This is a genomic window from Rhodococcus sp. MTM3W5.2, from assembly GCF_001984015.1.
Classification (GTDB): domain Bacteria; phylum Actinomycetota; class Actinomycetes; order Mycobacteriales; family Mycobacteriaceae; genus Rhodococcus_G; species Rhodococcus_G oryzae.
Genome location: NZ_CP019572.1, coordinates 869,739 through 894,382 on the forward strand (window position 1 = coordinate 869,739; position 24,644 = coordinate 894,382).

22 protein-coding genes and 3 pseudogenes are annotated in these 24,644 nt (G+C 70.2%); 16 read left to right on the top strand and 9 right to left on the bottom strand.

All coding sequences use genetic code 11. The features are described from left to right. Window positions 1-94 precede the first annotated feature (94 nt). Window positions 95-1,105, top strand: a complete 1,011-nt coding sequence (locus tag BTZ20_RS04120) for a glutamate ABC transporter substrate-binding protein (protein ID WP_077040480.1) — start codon at window positions 95-97, stop codon at window positions 1,103-1,105. Window position 1,106: 1 nt separating this feature from the next. Here BTZ20_RS04120 and BTZ20_RS04125 read toward each other — a convergent pair. Next, a pseudogene (locus BTZ20_RS04125) lies at window positions 1,107-1,774 on the bottom strand (hypothetical protein). Between the two features lie 196 nt (window positions 1,775-1,970). Here BTZ20_RS04125 and BTZ20_RS04130 point away from each other — a divergent pair. The 10 genes and pseudogenes from BTZ20_RS04130 (at window position 1,971) to BTZ20_RS04165 (ending at window position 11,191) form a co-directional block, all read left to right on the top strand. Next, window positions 1,971-2,510: a hypothetical protein gene (locus BTZ20_RS04130; protein WP_077040481.1), complete on the top strand. Its 540-nt coding sequence runs from the start codon at window positions 1,971-1,973 to the stop codon at window positions 2,508-2,510. 55 nt (window positions 2,511-2,565) lie between these two features. Next, window positions 2,566-3,573, top strand: a complete 1,008-nt coding sequence (locus BTZ20_RS26120) for an ATP-binding protein (protein ID WP_083742511.1) — start codon at window positions 2,566-2,568, stop codon at window positions 3,571-3,573. Beyond that, complete coding sequence (locus BTZ20_RS26125) at window positions 3,570-5,177, top strand: LuxR C-terminal-related transcriptional regulator (protein WP_083742512.1); 1,608 nt, start codon at window positions 3,570-3,572, stop codon at window positions 5,175-5,177. The genes BTZ20_RS26120 and BTZ20_RS26125 overlap by 4 nt, the downstream gene beginning before the upstream one ends. Before the next feature lie 80 nt (window positions 5,178-5,257). Then, window positions 5,258-6,382: a hypothetical protein gene (locus tag BTZ20_RS04140; protein WP_189636586.1), complete on the top strand. Its 1,125-nt coding sequence runs from the start codon at window positions 5,258-5,260 to the stop codon at window positions 6,380-6,382. A 2-nt stretch (window positions 6,383-6,384) separates the two neighbouring features. Beyond that, window positions 6,385-6,747: a hypothetical protein gene (locus tag BTZ20_RS04145; RefSeq protein ID WP_077040482.1), complete on the top strand. Its 363-nt coding sequence runs from the start codon at window positions 6,385-6,387 to the stop codon at window positions 6,745-6,747. Then, complete coding sequence (locus BTZ20_RS04150) at window positions 6,744-7,358, top strand: hypothetical protein (protein WP_077040483.1); 615 nt, start codon at window positions 6,744-6,746, stop codon at window positions 7,356-7,358. The genes BTZ20_RS04145 and BTZ20_RS04150 overlap by 4 nt, the downstream gene beginning before the upstream one ends. Further along, on the top strand, window positions 7,355-9,211 hold the full coding sequence (locus BTZ20_RS04155; RefSeq protein WP_077040484.1) for a metallophosphoesterase family protein: 1,857 nt from the start codon (window positions 7,355-7,357) through the stop codon (window positions 9,209-9,211). Before BTZ20_RS04150 ends, BTZ20_RS04155 begins: the two co-directional genes overlap by 4 nt. Beyond that, window positions 9,211-9,273: pseudogene (locus BTZ20_RS27675) on the top strand (hypothetical protein); the annotation flags it as partial. The gene BTZ20_RS04155 and the pseudogene BTZ20_RS27675, both read left to right, overlap by 1 nt. 199 nt (window positions 9,274-9,472) lie before the next feature. Continuing rightward, entirely contained in the window at window positions 9,473-10,771 is a 1,299-nt protein-coding gene (locus tag BTZ20_RS04160) for a GMC oxidoreductase (protein ID WP_223263627.1), read from the top strand. A gap of 123 nt (window positions 10,772-10,894) precedes the next feature. Then, the gene (locus BTZ20_RS04165; RefSeq protein WP_077040485.1) at window positions 10,895-11,191 is read left to right on the top strand and encodes a hypothetical protein; all 297 of its coding nucleotides are present in this window, start codon (window positions 10,895-10,897) and stop codon (window positions 11,189-11,191) included. Window positions 11,192-11,209: 18 nt separating this feature from the next. On the opposite strand, the gene BTZ20_RS04170 is transcribed toward BTZ20_RS04165, so the two are convergent. Further along, window positions 11,210-12,553, bottom strand: coding sequence for a TIGR03118 family protein (locus BTZ20_RS04170; RefSeq protein ID WP_077040486.1), 1,344 nt, complete (start codon window positions 12,551-12,553; stop codon window positions 11,210-11,212). Between the two features lie 204 nt (window positions 12,554-12,757). Here BTZ20_RS04170 and BTZ20_RS04175 point away from each other — a divergent pair, with 204 nt between their 5' ends. Then, window positions 12,758-14,047, top strand: coding sequence for an adenylosuccinate synthase (locus BTZ20_RS04175; protein WP_077040487.1), 1,290 nt, complete (start codon window positions 12,758-12,760; stop codon window positions 14,045-14,047). Between the two features lie 19 nt (window positions 14,048-14,066). On the opposite strand, the gene BTZ20_RS04180 is transcribed toward BTZ20_RS04175, so the two are convergent. The 3 genes from BTZ20_RS04180 to BTZ20_RS04190 form a co-directional block, all read right to left on the bottom strand. Next, window positions 14,067-15,746 carry a tyrosinase family protein gene (locus BTZ20_RS04180; RefSeq protein ID WP_077040488.1) on the bottom strand — a complete coding sequence of 560 codons (1,680 nt, stop codon included), beginning with the start codon at window positions 15,744-15,746 and terminating at the stop codon, window positions 14,067-14,069. Window positions 15,747-15,903: 157 nt separating this feature from the next. Next, a complete protein-coding gene (locus BTZ20_RS04185) occupies window positions 15,904-16,398 on the bottom strand; it encodes a methylated-DNA--[protein]-cysteine S-methyltransferase (RefSeq protein ID WP_083742887.1) in 495 nt (164 codons plus the stop codon). A gap of 132 nt (window positions 16,399-16,530) precedes the next feature. Beyond that, a complete protein-coding gene (locus BTZ20_RS04190; RefSeq protein ID WP_077040490.1) occupies window positions 16,531-16,764 on the bottom strand; it encodes a hypothetical protein in 234 nt (77 codons plus the stop codon). A 61-nt stretch (window positions 16,765-16,825) separates the two neighbouring features. Here BTZ20_RS04190 and BTZ20_RS04195 point away from each other — a divergent pair, with 61 nt between their 5' ends. Next, a complete protein-coding gene (locus tag BTZ20_RS04195) occupies window positions 16,826-18,325 on the top strand; it encodes a PLP-dependent aminotransferase family protein (protein ID WP_077040491.1) in 1,500 nt (499 codons plus the stop codon). A gap of 38 nt (window positions 18,326-18,363) precedes the next feature. After that, window positions 18,364-19,242 carry an alpha/beta fold hydrolase gene (locus tag BTZ20_RS04200; protein WP_077040492.1) on the top strand — a complete coding sequence of 293 codons (879 nt, stop codon included), beginning with the start codon at window positions 18,364-18,366 and terminating at the stop codon, window positions 19,240-19,242. 83 nt (window positions 19,243-19,325) lie between these two features. On the opposite strand, the gene BTZ20_RS04205 is transcribed toward BTZ20_RS04200, so the two are convergent. Further along, window positions 19,326-20,423 (bottom strand): CaiB/BaiF CoA transferase family protein, encoded by a 1,098-nt coding sequence (locus tag BTZ20_RS04205; RefSeq protein ID WP_077040493.1) that lies wholly within the window; start codon window positions 20,421-20,423, stop codon window positions 19,326-19,328. A 152-nt stretch (window positions 20,424-20,575) separates the two neighbouring features. On the opposite strand from BTZ20_RS04205, the pseudogene BTZ20_RS27680 reads away from it, so the two are divergent. Next, a pseudogene (locus BTZ20_RS27680) lies at window positions 20,576-20,955 on the top strand (VOC family protein). Between the two features lie 3 nt (window positions 20,956-20,958). Here the strand turns inward: BTZ20_RS27680 and BTZ20_RS04215 are convergent. Next, the gene (locus BTZ20_RS04215) at window positions 20,959-21,387 is read right to left on the bottom strand and encodes a hypothetical protein (protein ID WP_077040494.1); all 429 of its coding nucleotides are present in this window, start codon (window positions 21,385-21,387) and stop codon (window positions 20,959-20,961) included. A 56-nt stretch (window positions 21,388-21,443) separates the two neighbouring features. Here BTZ20_RS04215 and BTZ20_RS04220 point away from each other — a divergent pair, with 56 nt between their 5' ends. Further along, window positions 21,444-21,926 carry a DUF456 domain-containing protein gene (locus tag BTZ20_RS04220; RefSeq protein ID WP_077040495.1) on the top strand — a complete coding sequence of 161 codons (483 nt, stop codon included), beginning with the start codon at window positions 21,444-21,446 and terminating at the stop codon, window positions 21,924-21,926. Between the two features lie 312 nt (window positions 21,927-22,238). Here the strand turns inward: BTZ20_RS04220 and BTZ20_RS04225 are convergent, their stop codons facing one another. Both BTZ20_RS04225 and BTZ20_RS04230 read right to left on the bottom strand, forming a co-directional pair. After that, complete coding sequence (locus BTZ20_RS04225) at window positions 22,239-22,976, bottom strand: amidohydrolase family protein (protein WP_077040496.1); 738 nt, start codon at window positions 22,974-22,976, stop codon at window positions 22,239-22,241. Window positions 22,977-23,058: 82 nt separating this feature from the next. Continuing rightward, window positions 23,059-24,423: an FAD-dependent oxidoreductase gene (locus tag BTZ20_RS04230; RefSeq protein ID WP_077040497.1), complete on the bottom strand. Its 1,365-nt coding sequence runs from the start codon at window positions 24,421-24,423 to the stop codon at window positions 23,059-23,061. Window positions 24,424-24,644 lie beyond the last annotated feature (221 nt).

A 24,644-nucleotide genomic window follows, 5' to 3' on the forward strand; every position in this document is an offset into this window, starting at 1 on the left:
GGCCGGAGAGGTGCGGCCGGATTCCTTCCGCTCGAGGCCCCCGAGCGGAAAGATGGCGGGTACGAACGTCGGCCATTGCCCAGCTGGGGGTGTGATGTCGGGACGAGGAACGGGACACCCGCCGCACCTCGTCGCCCTGGTGCTCGCGGTGGGTGTGTTGCTGGCGGCAACGGGTTGCTCCTTCGGTTCCCCCGACGGGCCATCGACGGCAACCCCTACGTTCGGCCCGCCGCTGCCTGGCGGTGCGCAGGTCCTCGAACCGGTCAGCGGCGAGCCCTCGAGCGCGCCTGCGCCGACGAGCTGCGACGCGACCGCCAGCCTGCGGCCAGGCCCGCCGACAACGCCGGGGGTGATGCCGCCGGGCGGCCCGCTGGCCCGAATCGTCGAACGCGGCAGGCTGATCGTCGCGGTCGACCAGTCCACGAACCTGTTCAGCTTCCGCGATCCCGATTCGGGTCAGATCGCCGGATTCGACGTCGATGTCGCGCGCGAGATCGCCCGCGACATCTTCGGGGATCCGTCGAAGGTCGAGTTCCAGATCCGCGACACCGTCGATCGCGAGCCCGCGCTGCGGGACGGTTCGGTGGACCTCATCGTGAACGCCATGACGATCACCTGTGACCGTGCGGAGCGGATCGCCTTCTCGACCGTCTACCTGAACGCCGCGCAACGGATCCTGGTGACCGAGGGGTCGGGAATCGGCGGCGTCGCGGACCTCGCGGGTAAGCGGGTGTGCACCGTCCCCAACACCACCTCGCTGGCCAACCTGCAGCGGATCCAGCCCGCCGCTACCGTCCTCGCCACCGAAACCTGGGCGGATTGTCTTGTCGCACTGCAACAACGGCAGGTGGACGCGGCCACCGCGGACGACACCCAGCTGGCCGGTCTCGCGGCACAGGATCCGTACCTCGAGATCGTCGGGGGCAGTCTGGAACCCGAGCCGTACGGCGTCGGGATCAACATCGCGGACGAGGAACTGGTCCGCTTCGTCAACGGGACGCTCGAGCGAATGCGTTCGGACGGGACCTGGACGAAGCTGTACGACCGCTGGCTGTCCGTGCTCGGGCCCGCACCCGCGCCGCCCGAACCGCACTACCGCGACTAGCTCAGCGGACGAGCAACCAGTCCTGCGGATGCCGATAGAAGCTGCACCGCTTCAGCGAGCGCGGCGTCGTGACGCCGTCTCGGGTGACGACCGCGGCCGTCGAGCCCGTCTGTACGGCGCGCGCGCCGGTCCACCTCGGGCCGAGGAATCCCCAGCCGCGGCCGACGGTGGCCCGGACGCCGGGAGCCTCAAGGGTCGGCGCGACCCGCACCGACCGGACGGTCCCGGAGAACAGCCGGGTCGAGTCCGCGTAGGTCTCGCCGACGAGCTCGCCGCCCTCGGGTCCGGTGATGGAGGCGAGCCCGACCAGCGCGGTGCCCGAGTCGTCCCGGACCAGCGGCAGCGGCGCGGCCCGCCCCTGCACAGCCAGGTCCGCGGCGGGGAGCCGGTCGGGAGCCGGTACAGCCGGGTGGCCGCAGTTCTCGTCGTTGTGACATAGGCCAGCTCGACGGACAGCCGCTCGCTCCGCATCAGGCGAGTCAGCGCCGCGGCCAGTGCGGCGTCCTCGCCGACGACGATCAGTCGGGGCGCGGACGTGGACCGCTCGCCCAGCTCGTCCAGCCGGGGGAGCAGGTCGTCGAAGTCCGGCTTGGTGGGGACCGCGGGCGCGGTGACCGTGGCGAGCTCCGCCAGCCGGGGCGGGATGGGCGCGTCACCGCAGGCGAGCACGAGACAGGTCAAGGTTCTGCTCCCGGTTCGGGTCGGCGGTCGACAGGAGGTCACATTCGTACAACCAGACGATACGAAGGTGTCATTCGGTCGACCAAACCGGGCACGCGGACATAACGAGTACCCCACTACTCGTGTCATCGGCGCATCACGGCAATAGCGTCGAAGACAGCCGACCAACCGACCGGAGATCCCCATGCAGATCACGATGCCGACGACCCGCGACCACCCCGACACCCTTGCCCGAACCATCCGGTTCTGCAGGTCAGGCCTCGTCGCCGCGGCGGCCGAGCTGCGCGGTGAGGGCGAAGCCGGACGCGCAGCGGATCTCGAGGCGGCCCGGCACCTGCTCGACCTCGGGATCGGGCAGATGTGCACGCCGTCCGGACTGAACTCCCGGCGCTTCCAGGTCCAGCCGCTCGGCCTGCGGATCGGCAAGGCCAGGACCGACCGGCTCGTCGCGCGGGCCGACACCCTGCGGTTCACGGTGGACCTCCCGCCGGGTTCCGGCCCGGAATCGTGGGACGAGACGCTCACCGTGACCTGGTTCAACATGACCACGCTCGAGGGCGGAACGCACCCGATCGATCACTTCACGGCGGAGAACCCACCGGAGCCGGCAGGCCGCTCGGCGCTGGTGCGGACCGGAGCCGGGGTGATCGTCGCCGCGATCGACGGCTCGGATGACGACGGGGGTTCTTCGCATCGGCCCGGGTTCGTTCTCATTGCGGAGTAACGGCACTCTCATCGCTGAGTAACGGCATTTCAGCGCCAGAGCTTAGAATTTCGCAATGGTCTTCGCGTGGCCCACGGTGAATCGGGACGACGAGCTCCGCACCGTGGTGTCCACGTTGCGCAGTAGGCGGGGTCCGTGGGGCGCCGTGCTCACAGGGGATGCCGGGGTCGGCAAGACCACCCTGGCCAGGGCGGCCGTCGGGGCCTTCGCCGGTGAACGCCGTTGGGCGGCGGGCACGGAGTCGGCGCGCGCCGTTCCGCTTGGGGCGTTTGCCCACCTCGTAGGCGTGTCGAGCCCGATGGACGCGGCCTCGGTGTTGCGCGCGGCCCGTGAGCATCTCGTCGCCGACAGCGCCGACATCGTGATCGGTGTCGACGACGCACACCTGCTCGACCGGCTGTCCGCCACTTTCGTGCACCAGCTCGCCGTCAACCGGATCGCACCCCTCGTGGTCACCGTCCGGACGGGGGAGCCGGTGCCGGACGCGATCACCGCCCTGTGGAAGGACAACCTGCTCACCCGCGTGGAGCTGCCCCCGTTCACGCGGGCAGAGGCGGTCTCGCTGGTCGAGACGGTGCTCGGCGGGCCGCTCGAGGAGTCGAGCGCCAACCGGATCTTCGTGATGTCGGAGGGCAATCCGCTGTTCCTGCGGCACGTCGTGGAGGGCGCGCTGGAGGCGGGCACGCTGCGCGAGGTCGCCGGGGTGTGGCAGCTCCGCGGCGAGACCGTGATCAGCCCACACCTGAGCACGCTGATCGAGTCGCGGATCGATCACCTTGACCCCGAGCTGCGGCACGTGCTGGAGCTGCTCGCATTTCAGGAGCCCCTCTCGCTCGAGGTGCTCTCGAAGCTCAGCGCCCCCGAGACGGTCGAGGCGGCGGAGAACGCGGGTCTGGTTCGGGTGCGCCGACGCGACGACTCCGGGCTGACGGTGAAGCTCGCGCACCCGCTGTACGGCGAGGTGGTGCGCGCAGGCACCGGCATTCTCGCCGCGCGCCGGCTGCGCGCCGGCTGCGCGGTGAGATGGCGCGTCAGATCGCGGATCATCCGCCTGCACACGTGAGCGACCGGATCCGGTTGGCCGCCCTCGCGCTGGACAGCGACTCGCCCCCCGAGGCCGAGCTGCTGATCTCCGCGGCGAGGGACGCGCTCACGCTCGGCGAACTGGTCCTCGGTGAGCGGCTCGCGCGCGGGGCGATGGCGATGGGCGCCGGGTTCGCGGCGGCCCTTCCGCTCGCCCACTCGCTGGCCTGGCAGGGCCGCGGCACCGAGGCCGAGGCCGTGCTCGGCCCGATCGACACCAGCTCGCTCGGCGAGTTCGACCTGCTGCTGTGGTGCCTGCCCCGCTCGGCGAACCTGTTCTGGATGCTCGGCAGGCCCGACGAGGCCGCCTCGGTGATGGCCACGGTGCGTGCCAGGCTCACCCATCCGGCGGCGGTGAACCTGCTGGATGCGCTGGAAGCGATGTTCGCCGTATACGCCGCGCAACCCGCGGCGGCGACGGCGAGCATCTACGAGGTGATCGATTCGCCCGTCGCGCTGCCGCTCGCGAAGGCCTGGGCGGGCGCGAGTGGGGCCCTGGCCACCGCGTACCTCGGCCGGTTCGACGAGGTCCCCTCGTTCGCCGAGCGCGGGCTGGCGGCGGCGGCGGAGTCCGAGACCGGGTTGCTGCGCTTCACCATCGGGCTCGGCCAGGTGTACTCGCTGTCGATGTCGGGCGAGCTCGACGCGGCGGAGGAGCTGGCGCGGCACTACGTCGACTTCGCCGAGATGCAGCAGCCGGGCCGCTCGCTCGGTGGCGTGCTGCTGGGCCGGGTGCTGTTCATCAAGGGCTCATTGGCCGCGGCGGAGACCGAATTCCGTCAGGCGGCAGCGGTTCTCGAGGGCACCGGCTATTCGTGGGCCTTCCTGTCCGCGGCGTTCCTGTGCCAGTCCCTCGCCGCGCTCGGCCGGGCCGCGGACGCCCGCGAGGAGTTGGTGCGCGCCGAGCGCCTGTTCGGCGCGAACACCGAGGTGTTCCGGTCCGACCTGGAGCTGACAAGGGCGTGGGTCGCGGCCGGGGAATCGGACACCAGGCGCGCCATCGCCCATGCCCGGGCAGGTGCCGCCGCCGCGGCCGGGTCGGAACTGCTCGCACAGGAAGCGGTGTGTCTGTACTTGGCCACCAGGTTCGGGGACGCCACCACCGCGCCTCGCCTTGCGGAGCTCGCCGAGCGGGTCCCCAGCGCCTTGATCAGGGCCGCTGCCGCCCACGCGAGGGCGTTGGCGGACGGCGACGGGGCGGCGCTGGACACCATCGCCGGGAAGGTGGAGGAGGCGGGCGCCCTGCTCTCGGCCGCAGACGCGGCGGCGCAGGCGGCGGCGGCACACGCGAACGCCGGGAACCGCCGTGCCGAACTCGCCTCGAGCGCCAACGCCAAGCGGCTCGCCGACCTCTGCGGTGCCACGACGCCCGCACTCGCGGTGGTCGCGAAGCCGCTGCCGCTGACCGAGCGGGAGCGGGAGGTCGCGTCGATGGTGGCGCTCGGCCTGTCCAACAAGGAGATCGCGGATCGCCTCGTGGTCTCCGTCCGCACGGTCGAGGGTCACATCTACCGTTCGTGTACCAAGCTGAACGTGGCGGACCGGGCCGCGCTGGCGGACGCGGTCCGGGTGGGAAGCAGGTAGCCCACTACGCGCGCCGTAGCCGGGCGCAGGCGACACAATGGAAGGGACAACAACCGCCCCTTTCGATGAACGGAGCCGCGATGCGGCGATCCCAGCGCAGAAGGCTCGATCCTGCGCGTCTCGACGGTGCCGCTTTCGCGACGCCCGGCCTCCGGCAGTCCGTCGCGCGACAGGCCCGGTTCGAGACCGTCCCCTTCCACACCGCCGAGGAGGAGCCGCGCGAGCTCAACCTCAAGCACCTGCTGCCGGGATCGACCGCCCCGGGTGAGGGTCCGGTGCTGTTGATCGGCGGCACCAGCGTCCGCGCCGACATCTTCTCGCCGCCGACGGAGGACACGCTGCCGGAGTTCCTCGCCCGCGCCGGCTACGACGTCTGGATCCTCAACTGGCGGGCCAGCATCGACTTCGCCCCCAGCGAGTACCACCTCGACGACGCGGCCGTGTACGACCATCCCGCCGCGGTACGGACGGTGCTGGAGCGGACAGGAGCCGAGACCCTCAAGGCGGTGGTGCACTGCCAGGGCTCGACCAGCTTCATGATGTCCATCGTCTCCGGCCTGCTGCCGGAAGTGACCACGGTGGTGAGCAATTCGGTGGCACTGCACCCGCAACTGACCTCCCTGTCGTTCCTGAAGCTGCCACTCGCCGTCGCCACCTTCGGCAAGGTGATGCCCTACTTCAATCCGCAGTGGGGTCTGCACGCGCCGGGGTTCTGGCCCAAGGTGTTCGACTGGGCGGTGCGGGCGACGCATCACGAATGCAACAACGCGGTGTGCAAGCACAGCAGCTTCACCTACGGCAGCGCCTTCCCGACGTTGTGGTCGCACGAGAACCTGGACGAGGCGACCCACGAGTGGATCAAGGGCGAGTTCGGGTTCGTCCCGGTCACCTTCTTCGCGCAGATGGCCGAGTGTGCCGCTGCAGGCCATCTGGTGACGATGGGCAACTACCCGGATGTGCTGCCGAGCGACCTGTTCGCGCAGGAGCCGCAGACCGATGCCCGGTTCGCATTCATGACCGGCGACCAGAACAACACCTTCCTGCCCTCGGGAATGGCGAAGACCTTCGACTACTTCGAGCGGATCGCGCCGGGGCGCCACGTGTTCCAGCAGATGCACGGGTACGGGCACCTCGACGTGTTCCTCGGCAGGCACGCCGCGCGGGACGTCTTCCCCTTCATCCTCGACGAACTGAACAGGGGCTGACGATGCCGCGTTCGCTGCTGTGGAGCCACCTGCTGCTGTTGCTCTGCGCCTCGCTGCTCATGGGGGCCGGACTGGCCGCCGAACTCTCCGGCGAGGCCACCGGTCCTCGGCCGCTGCCCGACGGCTGGTTCCTCGCGCTCTGGCTGATCGCGTTGCTGACCGGGCTGCTGATGATGGGCACCGAATGGCTCAGCGGCCTCGGCTGGCCGTCGCGGGTCGCGGTGGTCGCCGGGGTGGCCGCGACGGCCATCGCGTACAAGACCGACTCGCTCAGCTCCGTCGCGGTGGTCCTGTGGTTCGTCCAGTGGGCGGCGGTGGCGTACTGGTTCTACCGGCTCGCCTTCGACGCCAGGGCGGACCGGTGAGCGGGCCGTCCGAGCGGCCCGTCGCCGGGATCCGCTTCGGGGAGACGATGACCGGGCAGATCACGCTCGGTGAGACCGACCCGAGGTCGGGGTATCGGAATCCGGGCGCGTTCGGTGTCGTGGTGCGCGGGACCATCCACATCGAGGACCTGGGCGCGTTCCTCGACGACCCGCGCCACGAGGCGCGGCTGTCCGGGGAGGTCGACATCCCCTCCCTCGGTGGCCGATTCGAGTCCGACTCGGGGCGCTTCGGCCTGTTCACTCCGACGGAGCAGGCCCGGATGACCCACATGGTCTACGAGTTCGGTGTGGACATCGGTGGGGTCAGGCACTGGTTCCGGGGACACAAGGAGATCCGGGTCGCGGGTCCGTGGCGGCTGTGGCCCGCCACCACCACGCTGTTGGTGACGCTGCACGAGGGGGATCGCGAGGGCCCGGTGGTGGCTGCGGGGATGCTGCGGCTGCGCCTGACGGCCTTCACGGCGCTGCTCGGCTCGCTGACCGTGACCGGTGGCGTTTCGATGCTGCGCCGGTGGGCGGCCTCGGGGCGGTTCGCCGCGTTCTTCGCAGGCGGACTGATCTCCACCTACCTGCTGAGGCGGCGGGCATGACCGTGCCCTATCGGATGGACGCCGGGCGGCTGACGATCAGCCCGCAGCGCAAGGTGGGCTGGTTCGAGGCCCGGCAACTCGTCGCCCTCGGCGCGCGGGCCGTCGCCGCGTCGGTGATCGGGTCGATGAGCGGGCGCCGCGAGATCATGGCCGCGCTCGAGGCCGAACCGGCGTTCTGTGCGGATTGCTCGGGCGCGGAAGAGATCTGGCTGGACTACATGGCGGACACCGGCGACGGCTGGAACGCCACCGCCTCCGTCACCTGGCTGCTCGGCCGGGACGGACTTGTCGTCGCGGAACCGGGCGCGCCGGTACCGCAGCGGGTGCCGGACGACTGCCGGACCGAGGGGCTGCCGACGGCGGGTCCCGGGCAGACCGTGCTGCCGGCAGGCGAGGTGCTGTTGCTGGGCGGTGACCAGGTCTACCCCGCGGGATCGCGGCAGGAGTACCAGCACCGGCTGGTCGACCCGATGCGCAGCGCGCGGATCGCGCAGCCGCGGGGACGCACGCTCTTCGCCATCCCCGGGAACCACGACTGGTACGACGGCCTCACCAGCTTCATCCGGCAGTTCTGTCAATCACCCGACGGCAGAACCTGGTTCGGGGCCTGGGAGGCACAGCAGCGACGCAGCTACTACGCGCTGCGGCTGCCGCACCGGTGGTGGGTCTGGGGCGTGGACACCGCACTGGAGGACGACCTGGACCCGCCGCAATACGACTACTTCCGGGCCCGCGCGCAGCAACTGCAGCCCGGCGACCGGGTGATCCTCTGCGTGCCGAACCCGACCTGGATAGACGATGCCGCGGCCGGAACTCCTGGCGGCCGAGTGGATTCCGCGACCGCCACGAAGCTCGACGTCATCATGGACCTGGCCCGCAGGCCCGACCGCGACATCGAGGTGCCGCTTGTCCTCAGCGGCGACCACCACCACTACGTGCGCCACCACGGCACCGTGGGGGAGCAGGAACGCCACTACATCGTGTGCGGCGGGGGCGGCGCCTTCACCCAGGGCACGATCGGTACGCCGGTGGACGTGTCCATGTCGGACGGGCCCTCCTACGTCGGCTCGGCCCGATTGCAGGCGGCTTTCCCGACGGAGCGGCAGTCCGTTCGGCTGCGACGCGGGGTGTTGGGCTTCCCGGCCTCGAACGTCTTCTTCACCGCCGTGCTCACGGTGCTGTCCGGGTTCGCCGCGATGCTGCTGGGAGCGGGCGGCGGCAACGAGGGGATCCTGGGCGGCGTTCTCGGCACCCTGCAGGGGTTCGGACCGGCCGCGGTGTGCCTCGCCATCGTCGCCGCCTTCTCGGCGTTCGCGGTCAGCGGTCGGGCACCCCGGATGCGTCCAGCCGCGGCGGGTGCGGTCGGCGTGGTGCACGCGCTGCTCCTGCTGACGGGCGGGTTCCTGCTCGTGTGGGCGGTGCTGCAGGCCTCCCTCGCCTGGTGGCTCAGCGTCCCGATCTCGTTGGCCGCGCTCTACCTGTACTGCGGCACGCTTTTCGGTCTGTACCTGTTCCTGAGCCACAAGTTGCTGGGCATGCACAACCTGGAGGTCTATTCCGCGCAGGGCCTCGAGGGCTACAAGTCCTTCCTCCGGATCCACATCTCCGCGCAGGGGCTGCGGGTTTATCCGATCGGCCTGCACGCACCGTCGACCGGCTGGGTGGCGGCGCCAGGCGTGGAGTCCCGCGACGACCCGGCACCGCGGGGTCGGTTCCGCCGGACCGGATCGGTGAGCCTGGACCTCCCGGACGGCTGCCAGCGGGTCATCGACCCGGTCGAACCGCTGCGCCCACACCTGATCGAGGCGCCGTTCCTGATCCCCAACGGCACAACACCGCTCGGTTCGCCGTGATGTACGACGTGGTGATCGTGGGCAGCGGGTTCGGCGGTTCGGTCGCGGCGTGCCGGCTCGCGGCTGCGGGGCGCAGCGTGCTGGTGCTCGAACGGGGCAGGCGATGGGAACCGGAGGACTATCCGCGCAGGCCCGGCGACGCGTGGCTGTTCGATCCCCGCGCCCCGCATCGGCGCAACGGCTGGATGGAGCTCCGGTTCCTGGATCAGATGGTCGTCGCGCAGGGCGCGGGGTCGGCGGGGATCGCTGATCTACGCGAACGTGTGTATCGACGCCCGGCCGGAGGCGTTCGACTCCGGCTGGCCGTCCGCGATCACGGCGCAGGAGATGGCGCCGTACTACCGCGACGTCGCCGAGATGCTGACCCCGATGGAGATCCCCTCGGGTCAGCACACCGCCCGGCTCGAGCTGATGCGGCGGGCCGCGGACGCCATCGGGGAGGGCGAGCGCTTTCAGAAGGTGCCCTTGGCGATCCGGTTCGACCCGAGCTTCACGCCCGCGCCCTCGGAGACACCCGAGTACGAGAGGTCGGTCGCGGCGCCCAACGCCCATGGCCGCGAGCAGGGCACCTGCGTGCACTGCGGCAGCTGCGACGTCGGGTGTCCCACGCGGGCGAAGAACACCCTCGACCTGAACTACCTCGCGGCGGCGGAGGACTCCGGTGCCGTCATCGCGCCGCTGTCCCTTGCCCGGTACCTCTCGCGGGAGGACGAGGGCTGGCGGGTGCATTTCGATCACCTGGACGGCGGTCGCCGCAGGCCCGACTCGGTGACGGCACGCCGGGTGATCGTCGCCGCCGGGTCGCTCGGGTCGACCGAACTGTTGCTGCGCTCGCGCGACGAGTACCGGACGCTGCCGGACCTGCCGCGTGCCCTCGGCCGCGGATGGAGCTCGAACGGAGACTTCCTCACCCCCGCCGGGTACGGCCGCACGTCGGTGGCGCCGACCTCCGGTCCCACGATCACCTCGGCCATCGACTTCCTCGACGGCTCGCGCGGCGGGCGGTACTTCGTGGAGGACGGCGGGATCCCGAACCTGCTGCGGAACTGTTACGAGCAGCGGCTGCGCGCCGGGGTCGGCTCGCCGCTGCGTCGTCGCATGTGGCTGCGCCTGTCGCGGGCAGGCGCGTTCGACTCGGTGATGCCGTGGTTCGGCCAGTCGGTCGACGCGGCCGATGGCTCCGTCTACCTCGGTCGCGGCCGGGTGCGGCCGTGGCGCCGGGTGGTGAAGCTGGACTGGAATCCACACCGGTCCGAGACGGCGATCGGTGCGATGGCCGAGATGCACGGGCTGCTGAGCGAGACGACCGGGGGCAAGCCCAACCCGTTGCTCACCTGGAAGCGGTTTCGTGCCCTGGTGACGCCTCACCCCCTTGGCGGATGCAACATGGCGGCCTCGCCCGCGGCGGGGGTCGTCGATCACGCGTGCCGGGTGTTCGGGCAGGACGGGCTCTACGTCATGGACGGCGCGGTGATACCGCGGGCGATCGGGAGGAACCCGTCGAAGACCATCGCCGCGGTCGCCGAACGTGCCGTCGCGCTGCTGCTCGCGGAGGACTGATCGCGGGGCCGAGGGGCGCGTAGTCGACTACTGGTGCCGATGTCGGTGGGCAGTGTCACGATGGAGTCAGCGCGAACGATAGACATGTGGGACGGATGAACCGAGGTGACTCCGATGACATGCATGACGGTCAGGGTCGTCAACACGACCAACGAGGAACTGCTGCTCGACGACGGGCCACCGAGTCCTGTGCAGCCGCCGCCTCCGCAGCGGATCGGTCCGCACGCGACCGGCGAGTTCCGGACGGACACGGATCTGTGTTATCTGCTCGGCGGCGATCCGGACCGGGCGATCTTCATGCAGCTCAACGGTGCCGTCTGGGCGCCGCCCACCTCCTCGATCCGGGCCGCCGCCGGCCCGTCCGCTCTCGAGGTCGAGGTCAGCACCGCACCGTGGGTGCACGCGCCGCACGTCGCCTGACCGGCCGCGCGGCCGTACTCAGTTCGCGGCCCGCAGCGCGCCGAACAGGCCGTCCTTCTCGTCCTCGGGGCCGGCGGTGAAGTACAGCGCGTCGGCGTCGCCGAGGCTTTCGCCGTTTCCGAACAGCAGACCCCACAGTCCCTCCACCGCCAGCGGCTCACCCGCGCCGTCCCGCAGGTAGTCGACGAATTCTCCGGTGCCGTCGTCGAAGGCGAGGATGCGTCCGGCGCCTGCGAAGTTGCCGACGAGGAGCTTGCCGCCGAGCGCACCGAACTCGGCGGGGGCGAGGGCGACGCCCCAGGGGGCGTTGAGGCGGCCCTGGTCGTCGAGCACCCGGACGAGGGTGCCCGCGGCGTCGAACTCGGCGACCTTCCCGCGGTCGGGCCGGTCGTGGGCGGCGGCTTCCTGTTCGGCGTCGAGGGAGTCTTCCTCGCCGGCATCGAATTGGGTGGCGGGGCCGCCGTCGGGTGCCTTTGTGGTGGTGTAGGTGACGAACACGCGGTCGCCGACGGTGGTGATGTTGAAAGGGGCGGGGTCGCCGGGGCGGGCCTTGTCTCCGCGCTCGGGGTTCGCGGGGTCGAGGGGGTCGCCGGTGGCGAAGGGGTTGGCGAAGCCCTTGGTGGGGACGGGTTGCCAGTTCTCGTCGAACTGCCGGATCTGTGGTGTGGCGCCGAAGTCGGCGGCCCAGAGGGTGTCGCCGCCGCCGGGTTCGAGGGCGATGCCGAAGAAGTTCATGCCCTGGGCGGTGCCGTCGAACATGTCCTTGGCGGGGCCGTTGTGGCGGACGATCTGTCCGTCGGTGCCCTGTTCGGTCCATCCGGAGATGTGGCCGGAGTCGGTGGCGAACAGGAAGCGCGCGGATCCGGTGAGTAGTTGCTGTTGTCCGTCCACCTGGACCGGTTGGTCGGTGACGACGAACGTGTCGGAGGTCAGGGGTGCGGGGTTGAAGATGACGCCGGTGGTCTTGCCGATGCCTGCGTCGGTGGTGTCGGAGTCGGCGCCGGGGATGGTGACCTCTTGCAGTGCGTCCTGGTGCAGTTGGCGCATGGCGGGGTCGGGGGAGGCGGTGACGTCGCCGACGAACTCGTAGGAGGTGCCGCCCGCGCCGACCCAGAAGTGGCCGCCCGCGCCCTTGGGGCGGATGGCCACGCCCCATGCGTTGACCATGTCGGGCAGGGTGAACGGCGCCGAGTAGTTCTCGCCGGTGGCGGCGAGGTTGGTCTGGGTGTAGCGGTTGCCCGGCAGCGCCTCGAGGGTGTCCGTCGCGGGCGATGGAGACGATGCGCACCCGGCCGTCAGCGTCAGGGCCGCCCCGAGGGCGAGGCCCCACCTCGCGCCGGTTCCGATCCGATGCACTGTCATCCCGGGGCCTTCCAGGCGTGGGCAACAACATTGATTAGCCTTGCCTCACCATGGCCGGATGTCAACGAAATCGGGGTTCTGGTGACGTGGTGGGCAGCTGTATCGGTCGGCTGGACTAAACTGTCCTTTCGGCCACTGTCCAGGGACGGCTGGCCTCTGCGCTGCGACATGCACAGATGCCCGTCAACCGTAGGAGTCAACGTCATGCCGGCAATCGTCCTGATCGGAGCCCAGTGGGGCGACGAGGGCAAGGGCAAAGCTACCGATCTACTGGGCGGACGCCTGCAGTGGGTGGTGCGCTACCAGGGCGGTAACAACGCGGGTCACACCGTTGTCCTGCCGAACGGCGACAAGTTCGCGCTGCACCTGATCCCGTCGGGCATCCTGACCCCCGGCGTGACCAACGTGATCGGCAACGGCGTCGTGGTCGACCCGGGCGTGCTACTGACCGAGCTCGCGGGCCTCGAGGAGCGCAACGTCGACACCAGCCGGCTGCTGCTCTCGGCCGATGCGCACCTGATCATGCCGTACCACGTGGCCATCGACAAGGTGACCGAACGCTTCTTGGGCGCCAAGAAGATCGGCACCACCGGCCGCGGAATCGGGCCCTGCTACCAGGACAAGATCGCCCGCGTCGGCGTGCGTGTCGCGGACGTCCTGGACGAGAAGATCCTCACCCAGAAGGTCGAGGCGGCCCTGGAGTACAAGAACCAGGTCCTGGTCAAGATCTACAACCGCAAGGCGCTCGACGCGCAGCAGGTCGTCGATGAGGTGCTCGGCCAGGCTGAGGGCTTCAAGCACCGGATCGCCGACACCCGGCTGCAGCTGAACCAGGCGCTCGAGGCGGGCGAGACCGTGCTGCTCGAGGGGTCGCAGGGCACGCTGCTCGACGTCGACCACGGCACCTACCCGTACGTGACCTCGTCCAACCCCACTTCCGGTGGTGCTGCGGTCGGTTCGGGTATCGGGCCCACCAAGATCACCACGGTCCTCGGCATCCTCAAGGCGTACACCACCCGCGTCGGCTCGGGCCCGTTCCCGACCGAGCTGTTCGACAACCACGGCGAGTACCTGGCCAAGCAGGGCGGCGAGGTCGGCGTCACCACCGGACGCGCGCGGCGCACCGGCTGGTTCGATGCCGTGATCGCCCGCTACGCCACGCGCGTCAACGGCATCACCGACTACTTCCTCACCAAGTTGGACGTGCTGAGCAGCCTGGACACCGTGCCGATTTGTGTCGCCTACGAGATCGACGGCGTGCGATACGAGGAAATGCCGATGTCGCAGACCGAGGTTCACCACGCCAAGCCGATCTATGAGGAGATGCCGGGCTGGTGGGAGGACATCTCGCACGCCCGCACCTTCGAGGAGCTACCGGTGAACGCGCAGAACTACGTGCTGCGGCTCGAGGAGCTCTCGGGCGCCTACATCTCCTGCATCGGTGTCGGCCCCGGCCGGGACGAGACCATCGTCCGCCGCGAGGTCCTCAGGTAGGACCCGCGGCCCGGGCGCATCAGCCGACGAACAGGCCGATGCGCCCGATCCGTAGCGGCAGAGTGGTTTTCGTGGGGAGACCGGACTCCACGGCGCGCGCGTGTGCCTTCGTGGTCGGCCGCACCGGCTGAACCGTGACCGTCAACGCCGCCGGGTCCCACCGGTAGGCGGACGCGAGCGCCTGCACCAGGGCGGTGATGTCGAAGGTGAAGCCCAGTCGCCCGTCGGCGTCCACGCCGAACAGCGAGAAGGTCCCGGCGAGGTGATGCTCGGGCTTACCGTCGACCTCGGCGTCGGGCAGGTTCATGTACACGTGGTACACGCACCCCGGGTTACGTTGTGCCGCAAGGCCGTCGACCGTCAGCAGCACCGCGCCGAAGCCCGCAGCAGCCGCAGTGTCCGGGGCGTGCTCGACCACCGGGAGGCTGCTCGGCGAGACCTCGAGCCCGACGGTGGTTCGTCCGGTCAGCTCGGTCGGTCCAGGAGACGAAGCGACCAGCGTGGGATTCGGCGCGACCGGGACCACCCGCTGCGGCCGGACGGGGAGCTGGGCCTGGTCGTCGTAGCGGTATCCGAGGCGATCGACGTGATCGAGCACGTCGCGGACCGGGCAGTCGACGGGGCGGCCGTCGGCGTCGAAGAACCGGAACTCGGCGTCGAGCCAGTCCCCATCGGTCGGATTCGAGTGGCGCTCGAGCCACTGCACCCACAGCCGGTCGAGATTCGCGTGGTGCAGCCAGAAGATCGGGTCGCGGGGCGCGGAGTCGGCGTTGCTCATCAGCGCACCGAGCTCCTCGCCCGGATCGCCGCCGATGGCCGCGTGCACCGCGCCGTGCGGGATGTTCTCCAGCTGCCCGGAGAACCCGGTGCGCATGGCGCCGGAGAACGACGGCTGCCACATGGCGGTGAACGAGGACGTGATGGTGGGGCTCAACGGATCCCCCGCCATGAGGTCGGCATTGCGCAGCGGAGCGGCGAGCGCCAGCGGATTGGGTGAGCCGTCCGGGAGGACGAGCCCCGTGTCGCGGAACGGGTAGGGGAGCGTGCTCTGCGGCTCCGGGTTGCCGTAGTTCCAGTAGGGCAGCGCGAAATCGGCGGGTCCGCCGTTGTCGATGACGGCCGCACGCAGGATCTGCTCGAAGAAGTACAGGTACATCCGGTGCCACGGGAGGAAGAACCGGTTGCCGTCGTGACCGTCGCGCGCATCCGCGAAGGAGGCGCGGTAGGCGCGGTACAGGTTCGCCTGGAAGTCCCAGCTGGTCGGGTCGTCGGCCGGGCGTGCCTGCATGGTGCACACCGCCTGCGCGTAGGCGAGCAGGGTCTGGTCCCAACCGCGCCCGGTGCTCAGCCGCCACACGTTGCGCCGGACCCGTTCCGTCGACCGGGCCGGCGGGTTCTCTGCGGTGGCCTGCACCTGGTCCAGCCCCAGCACCGCCCGCGGCCCGAGTTCGCCGGTCGCCGCCGCGGCGGGGGTCCCCAGTTCGCTGATCTGGAACCGGCGCACCGCCGCCTCGGTCTCGCCGCCGTAAGCCTTGTCGATGCCGTGCACGGGCAGGCTGTTCGGGTCCCATGACAGCAGGGCGGTCTGGACCTTCCCCACCGCGTCGCCTGCGTCGTTCCTGGTCCGCGACATGGTGTCGAGGCCCGCGGCGATGGCGGCGAGCACGCCATCCCCCTGGAACAGTGCGGAAACGATCATTGAGCGGGCCCCCCGGACGGTTCGGACATCGAAACTGACTCGATCCTGATTCTTCGGTGGATCGTCGCCGCAGTCGCGGGTAGTGCACTACCTGTTCCGCGGGCGACCCCGCCCCGAGTACCCGTCCGACGCGGTCAGGTCCCGGTCCCGGTCCCGATCAGAACAGCGTCGGTTCGTCGAAACCCGGGGCGCGCTCGATCGTCAGCAGCGCGCGCTTGGTGACAGCGCCGCCGGGCGCGGAGAAGCCACCGGTCTTCCCGCCCGCGGCGAGCACCCGGTGGCAGGGGACCAGGATGGGAATCGGGTTGCGCCCCAATGCCTGACCCACGGCCTGGGCGGCGTCGGGGCTGCCGATCCGGGCGGCGACCTCCCCGTAGGTGAGCGTCGCCCCCGGCTCGATCGCCCTGGTCACCGCGTAGACCCGGCTGTCGAAGTCCGGCACCGCGCGCAGGTCGAGCTGGACGTCGGTGAGGGGATCGGGTTCACCCGCCAGCAGCGAGACGACGCCGTCGATCGCGCGTCGGGCCGCGGCGCTCGAGTTCGGATCCCCCTCGGTGGCGTCGGGGAAGAGCTGCGCGTTCCGCTCACGGGTCAGCTCGTCCGAGCCCTCTGGCAACTGGAAGCCCACGATCCCCTGCTCTCCCCACACCATCACGCACCGGCCGACCGGGGTGTCGAAGAGGGCGAATTCGAGTGAGCGCACGGGTTCAGTATGCGTCAGGTAGCCGACATGCACCCGGAATACCAGTCCAGTTGGCGTCAACTGGACTGGTAACTCCGGGTGTCAGTGGTGGGGCGTGCCCTTGCCGGCCACGACGGCCTCGTGCCGGGACTGCGCAGCCTGCAGATCGCGGTGGGCGCGCTCCGCATCGCGCCCCTCCGGCAGCAGCCCGGCCAGTGGTGCGGCGGGGCGGAACTGGTCGAGGTGAAAGATCCGCGCGCCGTTCGACCGGCGCGCCGCGGCGAACAGGCACGCGGAGCCGAGGGCCAGGATGATGAGGGTCAGTGCTGCGAACATGTCCCCATCCTGCGCCCAACTGGTATTGCAATAAACATCCACTTTGCGAATACTGGACTGCATGGCAATCAGGGTGCTCGGAGCGACCACGTTGGCGCGCGATCTCGGGAAATGGCAGGACGACGAGTCCGGGGGCCGGCGCCGCGTCTCCCGGCCCGCGTACCGCGCGCTGGCGGACAACGTGCGGATGTTGGTGGCCGACGGCCGGATCCCGTTGGGGGTGGCGCTGCCCAGCGAGCGTGACCTCGCGGGTGTGCTCGAACTGAGCCGGACCACCATCACATCCGCGTACGCGGTGCTCCGCGACGAGGGATACCTGATCAGTAGGCAGGGGTCGCGAAGCACGGTCGCCCTGCCCGAGTCAGGTGCCACGGGTAAACTGTTGCGCGGCACCATGTTCGGTGGATCTGCCGTCGGAGGCGCGAGCACGGACCCCGTCATCGACCTCACGTGCGCCTCGATGTCCGCGCCGGTCGAGCCGATGCGGAGGGCATACACGGAGGGACTCGACGCGTTGCCCGCCTACCTGGGCGGGCACGGCATCGAACCGGTCGGTCTGCCGGTGTTGCGCCAGGCGATCGCCGAACGGTATTGCAGGCGAGGCCTGCCGACCGCCCCCGAGCAGATCATGGTCACCGCGGGCGCGCAACACGCGTTGGTCCTGGTGCTTGGCCTGCTTGCCGCGCCGGGTGAGCGGGTGCTCATCGACCACCCGACCTATACGAACGCCATCGAGGCGATCAAGAGGATGGGAGCCCGGCCGGTACCGGTCGCGGTCCGGCAGGAGACCAGGGGCTGGGACCTGGACGGAATCCGCAGCACCGCACGGCAGACCGCGGCCAAGCTCGCCTACCTGGTGCCGGACTTCCACAACCCGACGGGCTTCTGCCTCGACGACGAGGGCCGCGCCGAACTGGCAGCGATCGCCCGGGACACCCGGATGACGCTCATCATCGACGAGACGATGGCCGACCTCGGGCTCGATGCGCCGACTCCGACGCCGGTCGCCGCCTTCGCGCGCGGCGCGGGACGGGCGGACATCGTCACCATCGGCTCCACCTCCAAGGCCTTCTGGTCCGGGCTACGGATCGGCTGGATCAGGGCGGAGGCCCCGCTGATCAGTGCGCTCGCCGCGTCGCGGTCCGCCCTCGACCTGGGCACCGCGGTGGTCGAGCAGCTGGCTGCCGTGTCGATGTTCGAGGTCGAGGACGAGGTGCTGCCGGAGCGTCGCGAGCAGCTCCGCAGGCAGCGCGCCGCGTTGCTCGATGCGGTCGCGACCGATCTGCCGGACTGGCGGTGCACCCCGGGCAGCGGCGGCATGGCGCTGTGGATGCAGCTGCCTGCGCCGATGTCGACCGCGCTCGCCGCGACCTCGCCCTACCACGGTGTACTGCTCGCGGCCGGCCCACGGTTCGGGCTCGAGGGCGCGTTCGAGCGGTACATCCGGCTGCCGTACGCCCGCGGCGAGGACGAGCTCAGGGCCGCGGTCACCGGCATCGCCGCCGCCTACCGCGCGCTCTCCGGGGGCGTGGACGTGGAACGTCCGGCCCTGGTGATCTGACGTCGACGGATCTAGCGTTGACGCCAACGGAGGCTCCGGTGCGCCGAGATCACGTTGGACAACAGGATCGCGTCATTCGGCTGCGCGACGGCCGTCTGTTGGGTTTTGCGGACTACGGTGACCCGGCCGGATTCGTCGTCGTGAACGCCCACGGCGGGCTGGCGGGACGGCTCGACGTGTCGGCCGCGTCGGCCGTCGCCCGCGACGCCGGGATCCGGTTGGTCTCGCCAGACCGTCCCGGCATCGGGCTCTCCGATCCACTGCCGTGCCGGACGCCGCTCGACTGGGCGCACGACGTCGAGGAGCTGGCCGATCACCTCGAGGTCGACCGGATGTCGGCGATGGGGTGGTCGATGGGCGGACAGTATGCCGCGGCCCTCGGGTACGCGTTGGCCCCGCGACTGAACAGGGTGGCGATCGTCGCGGGGGCGCTACCGCTGACCGAGGACGGCGTGTTCGACCGGTTGCCCACGATGGATCGCGTGTTCACCCGGCTGTCCCAGCGCGCCGCGCCGGTGGCGCGGGTCGTGTTCCAGGCGATGGGTGTGATGGCACGGTCCGCGCCGACGCTGTTCACCCGGGTCTCGGCCAGGGGACTCGGCAGGGCGGACGCCGAGGTGATCCTGGGCGAGCCCGTCGCGAACTTCGCCGCGATGACGGGTGAGGCGTTGCGCGGCGGACGGGGGATGGTGGAGGACTACCGAGCCTGGATGCGGCCGTGGGGATTCGGTCCCGAGGACCTCGCCGTGCCGGTCGACGTCTGGTACGGCGATGACGACGAACTCGTCCCGAGCGCATGGCCGAGGGAGCTGGCCCGGCGGATACCCGGCGCGCGGCTGCGGACGCGTCCGGGCGGCCATTTCATGGCGCATCGGTACTACCGGGAGATCTTCGAATCACTCTCGGCGCCCGCGTGATCCGGCTCCTGTGCCGAAAGGGCGGGCGGGGAACCCGATAGGGGAACCCCGCCCGCCCTCGTGGCGTGCGTGATCGCGTCCGGCTACGTCCAGACGTCGGCCGCGTCGACGGCCGCGATCGGCGGCGGGGTCGGGAGTCCGGTCTCGGACCGCGAGAAGCGCGGCGCCGGGCGGTGCTGGGTCACCTTGTCGAGCTCGACGAGCGAACCGCGGGCCGCGATGTGTGCGTTGTCGGGCGCTTCGGCGAAGGTCAGGACCGGGGTGGTGCAGGCGTCGGTGCCCTCGAAGACCGCGGTCCATTCGTCGCGGGTCTTGGACAGGAAGCGCTCGGTGAACACCTTTCGCAGCTCCGGCCACGCGTTCGCCTCGTTCTGGCCGGGCAGTTCGGTTGGATCGAGCTCCAATCCCTGGAGCAGCACCGCGTAGAACTGCGGCTCGATCGCGCCGACGGCCATGTACTTGCCGTCCGCGGTCTCGTAGGTGTCGTAGTAGGGCGCACCGGTGTCGAGCATGTTCACGCCGCGCTCGTCCGACCACACCCCCTGTCCGCGGAAGCTCCAGATCATGTGCGAGAGGGCAAGCGTGCCGTCGACCATCGCGGCGTCCACGACCTGGCCCTTGCCTGAGTTCTGCCGTTCGACCAGGGCGGCGAGGATGCCGAACACCAGGAACATGGAGCCGCCGCCGAAGTCGCCGACCATGTTCAGCGGCGGCACCGGGCGCTCGCCCTTGCGGCCGATGGCGTGCAGCACGCCGGTCAGGGAGATGTAGTTGATGTCGTGGCCTGCGGACTGCGCGAGCGGTCCCTCCTGGCCCCAGCCGGTCATCCGGCCGTAGACCAGGCGCGGATTGCGCTCGAGGACCACGTCGGGACCGAGCCCCATCCGCTCGGTGACACCGGGCCGGAAGCCCTCGATCAGCACATCGGCGCGCTCGAGCAGGCCGAGGACCTTCTCGATGTCGGCCGGGTCCTTGAGGTTGGCCTCGACGATCCGGCGGCCGCGCTGGGTCTGGTCGTGACGCTTGTCGGGGCCGGGGATCATCCCGGCGCGCTGCACCCGGACGACATCGGCGCCGAGGTCGGCGAGCAGCAGCGCGGCGTGCGGTCCCGGCCCGATGCCTGCCAGTTCGACCACGCGGACGCCCGCGAGCGGGCCTTTCCTTACGTCTTCTGCGGACACGGATTCTCCTCGTTCTGGGCACGGTATGGCGTGAATTAACGACGTTAACCCGTGGCCGCGGGGGTGTGTGCCGCGGGTCACGGATCGTCTCGAGCCGGACCCGTCGAGGCGGGGGTCTTGCCTGTTCGCGACCGGCCGAGCAGAGTGAGGCCATGGCCTTCCCCGGTCGACTCGTGGCGTTCGCGCCCAGCACGGACCTCGACGTCTCGGCGATGTTCTACGTGGACACGCTGGGGCTCACCCTCACCGAACGGACCCCGTTTGCGCTGGTGGTCGACGGTGGGAACGGGGTCGAACTCCGGATCACCCTGGTCCAGTCCAAGGCGGACACCGGGTACACGGTGCTCGGCTGGCAGATGGACGACCTGGACGCGGCAGTCGAGGAACTGCGGTCCAAGGGGTGGAGTTCAGCCGGTACCCGGGCCTGGATCAGGACGAGCACGACGCCTGGACGGGCCCCGACGGCACCCGGATCGCGTGGTTCCGGGACCCGCACGCGAACGTGCTGTCGCTGCACCAGGTCCCGGCGTAGCGGTCAGCCGAGCAGCTGCCCGCGGACGAACCCGGCCAGCAGCACCGCGAAACCGCCCATCTCGCCGACGATCAGCGCGATCATCGCCAGGCGCAGGCCCAGGTCCGGATGCTCGAACTGGTTGGTGGTGTCCCGCTTGGCGCCGTGCGTGATATAGCTCGCGATCGCTGCGACGAAGAAGAAGACCGTCACGGCCGCGGCAACCAGGTTCACCCAGGTCGGCCAGGCGCTGAGCTCGACGAACGCCGCGATCAGCAGGGTCGCAAAGGAATACAGCAGTGCCGCCCGGTGCGCGATGTCCACGTACGGGTGCGCGAGGTGGTTCTCCGACAGCGCCATCTGCCGGTACTTCCACACGCCGAGGCCGAGCGCGAGCAGGAAGATCAGCCCGGCGGCGAGCAGGGTCAGCGTGGTGTCGATCCCCAGTTCCATCCGGTCATTGTGGCGTGCACGCCTGCGCCGGGCCGCGGTCTGGCACAGTGTCGCCCGTGAGCGTCGGTGTAGAGGTCCTGATCGGGTTGGCGATCGTGGTGGGACTGGTGGGGGTCGTGCTGCCGATCCTGCCCGGCGCGCTGCTGATCCTGGGGGCCATCGCGGTCTGGGCGATCCTCGAGGGCACCGGGACCGGGTGGGCGGTGTTCGCCGCGGCGGCCGTGCTGCTGGTCGTGTCGGGTGTGGTCAAGTACACCTGGCCGGGCCGCCGGATGCGCGACGCGGGCGTGCCCAAGCGGTCGCTGGTCGCGGGCGCGCTGCTGGGCATCGTCGGGTTCTTCCTGATCCCGGTCGTCGGCCTGCTGATCGGCTTCCTGCTCGGCACCTACCTGGCGGAGGTGCAGCGCCACCGCACACACTCGGACGCATGGCGTTCGACCGTGCACGCGACGAAGGCCGTCGGGCTGTCGATCCTGGTGGAGCTGCTCGGCGCGCTGCTGGCGGCCGGGATCTGGCTGGCCGCAGCGATCTTCGCGTAGGGGAACCGGGAAGGTGTCAACCCGCGTTCACCAACCGAGCACTGACAGCGGCCGGGGCGTCGGGTACAACTATCTGGACGCTTGGTCTAGAGCGTCTCGAGAATCCCGCAACCGCTAAGGAGCACACATGTCCTCGTCTGACCTGTCCGACCTGTTCGGCGCGCTGTCCACCGTCTTCGGCATCCTCGACGGCTCGTCCGCCCCGACGGGTGGATCGTCGAAGTAGTGCTCCACCCCGCCTCCCCGTGGGGCGAACGGGCCTCTGCTGCCACATAGGAGTGGCGGCAGAGGCCCGATCCGTTTTTCGCCCGGTCAGGTGAGCCGGTACCAGGCGCGGGCGTTACCGCCGAGGACCGCCTCGAGGTCGTCGCCCACCGCGTCCGCGACGATGTCGAGGTCCGCGGCCTCGAAGGCTCGCCTTGCCCTGGTCCCGGGCAGGTCGGTGCCGAACATCAACGACTCGGGGTTCACGGCGTGGATGCGGCGCAACGCGTCGCCGACGTCGTCGATGGTGGCCCGGCCGAAGCCGGTGGCCTTCACCTTGACGCCGCGGTCGACCAGGTTGAGCAGGTAGGGCAGGCCCCTGGTGGACATGCCGAGATGGTCGATGCTCACGGCGGGCAGCTTCTTGAACACCGGCTCCAGGGACAGCAGCAGAGCCGCGTCCACGTAGAACTCCGCGTGCCAGCCCACCAGATCCCAGGCCCGCTGCGCCTGCGTGGCCAGCAGTTTCAGGTCGGTGGCGCTGCGGCGAAGATTGAAGCGCAGGGCCCGGACGCCTGCCTTGTCCAGCGCGACGATGTCCTCGTCGGTGGTGTCCTCCGCGAGCTGGGTCACGCCAACCCAGCCGGGGCCGAGCTCCTGCAGCGCGGCGACCAGGTAGGCCTGGTCGGTGCCCTGATACGACGCGGTCACCACCGCGCCGCCGTCCACGCCGAAGCCGTCGACCCGCTTGCGATAGTCGGCGATGGTGAACGGTTCCGGCAGGTAGCCGTCGTTCTCCACCAGCGGGAACCGGGGATCGATGATGTGTACGTGGGCGTCAAACACTGTAAGAGCATGCCTTGTCGGTGACAAAAGTGTGGCGTCCGGCCCGCTCAGCGGGCCGAACGCCACCTCGATCTGAAGAAGCCTACTGCTGCGACGCGCGCAGCATGTCCTCGCGCTCGACGACCTTGATGCGCTCGCGGCCCTCGGGCTCGCCGAGGGAACGCTCGTGGGCGTCGAGGCGGTACCAGCCGTCCCAGGTGGTGAACGGGACCTGCTTGCCCTCGAGGAACTTCACGACCGCGTCCTCCTCGGGCTGCTCCGCGCCCTCGAAGTCGGGGGCGTCCTCGAGCAGGCAGGCGATGGTCTCGTTGGCGTCGCCCTTGGTGTGGCCGATCAGGCCGACCGGGCCGCGCTTGATCCAGCCGGTGACGTAGGTGCCCGCGATGTGGTTGCCGTCCTCACCGATGACCCGGCCCGCCTCGTTGGGGACGGTCCCGGCCTGGTCGTCGAACGGCAGCTTCGCGATGTTCTGCGACAGGTAGCCGACGGCGCGGTAGACGGCCTGGACGTCCCAGTCGTTGAACTTGCCGGTGCCGCGGACGTTGCCGGTGCCGTCCAGCTCGGTGCGCTCGGTGCGCAGGCCGACGACCTTGCCGTCCTCGCCGAGCACCTCGGTGGGCGACTCGAAGAAGTGCAGGAACAGCTTGTGCGGGCGGTTGCCCTGGTCGCGGATGGCCCAGTCCTGCAGGGTGTTGGCGACCATGTCGACCTGCTTCGACCCGCGGCGCGCGGCCTCGGAGCCCTCGTCGTAGTCGATGTCCTCGGGGTCGACGATGACCTCGATGGTGGGCGAGTGGTCGAGCTCGCGCAGCTCCAGCGGCGTGAACTTGGCCTGCGCAGGGCCGCGGCGGCCGAAGACGTGGACCTCGACGGCCTTGTTGTTCTTCAGGCCCTCGTAGACGTTCGCCGGGATCTCCGTCGGCAGCAGCTCGTCGCCGGTCTTGGCGAGCACGCGCGCGATGTCGAGGGCGACGTTGCCGACGCCGAGCACGGCGACCTTCTCGGCCTCCAGCGGCCAGGCGCGGGGGACATCGGGGTGGCCGTCGTACCAGGAGACGAAGTCGGCGGCGCCGTAGCTGCCGTCGAGCTCGATGCCCGGGATGTTGAGCGCCCGGTCGGCGTTGGCGCCGGTGGAGAAGATGACCGCGTCATAGAAGGTGCGCAGGTCGTCGAGGGTGATGTCGGTGCCGTAGTCGATGTTGCCGAGCAGGCGGACCTGCGGCTTGTCGAGCACCTTGTGCAGGGCGGTGATGATGCCCTTGATTCGCGGGTGGTCGGGGGCGACGCCGTAGCGGATCAGGCCGAACGGCGCGGGCATCCGCTCGAACAGGTCGATCGACACGCCGCGTCCGGAGGCAGTATCGGACTTCATGAGGGCGTCGGCGGCGTAGATACCGGCAGGGCCGGCACCAACGATGGCCACGCGCAAAGGACGGGTCTGAGTCATCGGGAGCGAACTACCTTTTCGATGTGCGGACAGTCGGTGATTTTCGAGCGACCTGCAAGCAGTCGCTAGCGGTTTCGAGCAGTGGTCAGGCCGTTCTCGGGCCCGCCGGTCGGCTTCCAGCTTAGGCTAAGCACACCCCGACCGGTCGTCCGAGGCGGGAGCCCCGAACCGCAACTGTCAATCCTGCGCTCTCTGGCGCCCCACCGCTAGGCAGCCCCCGG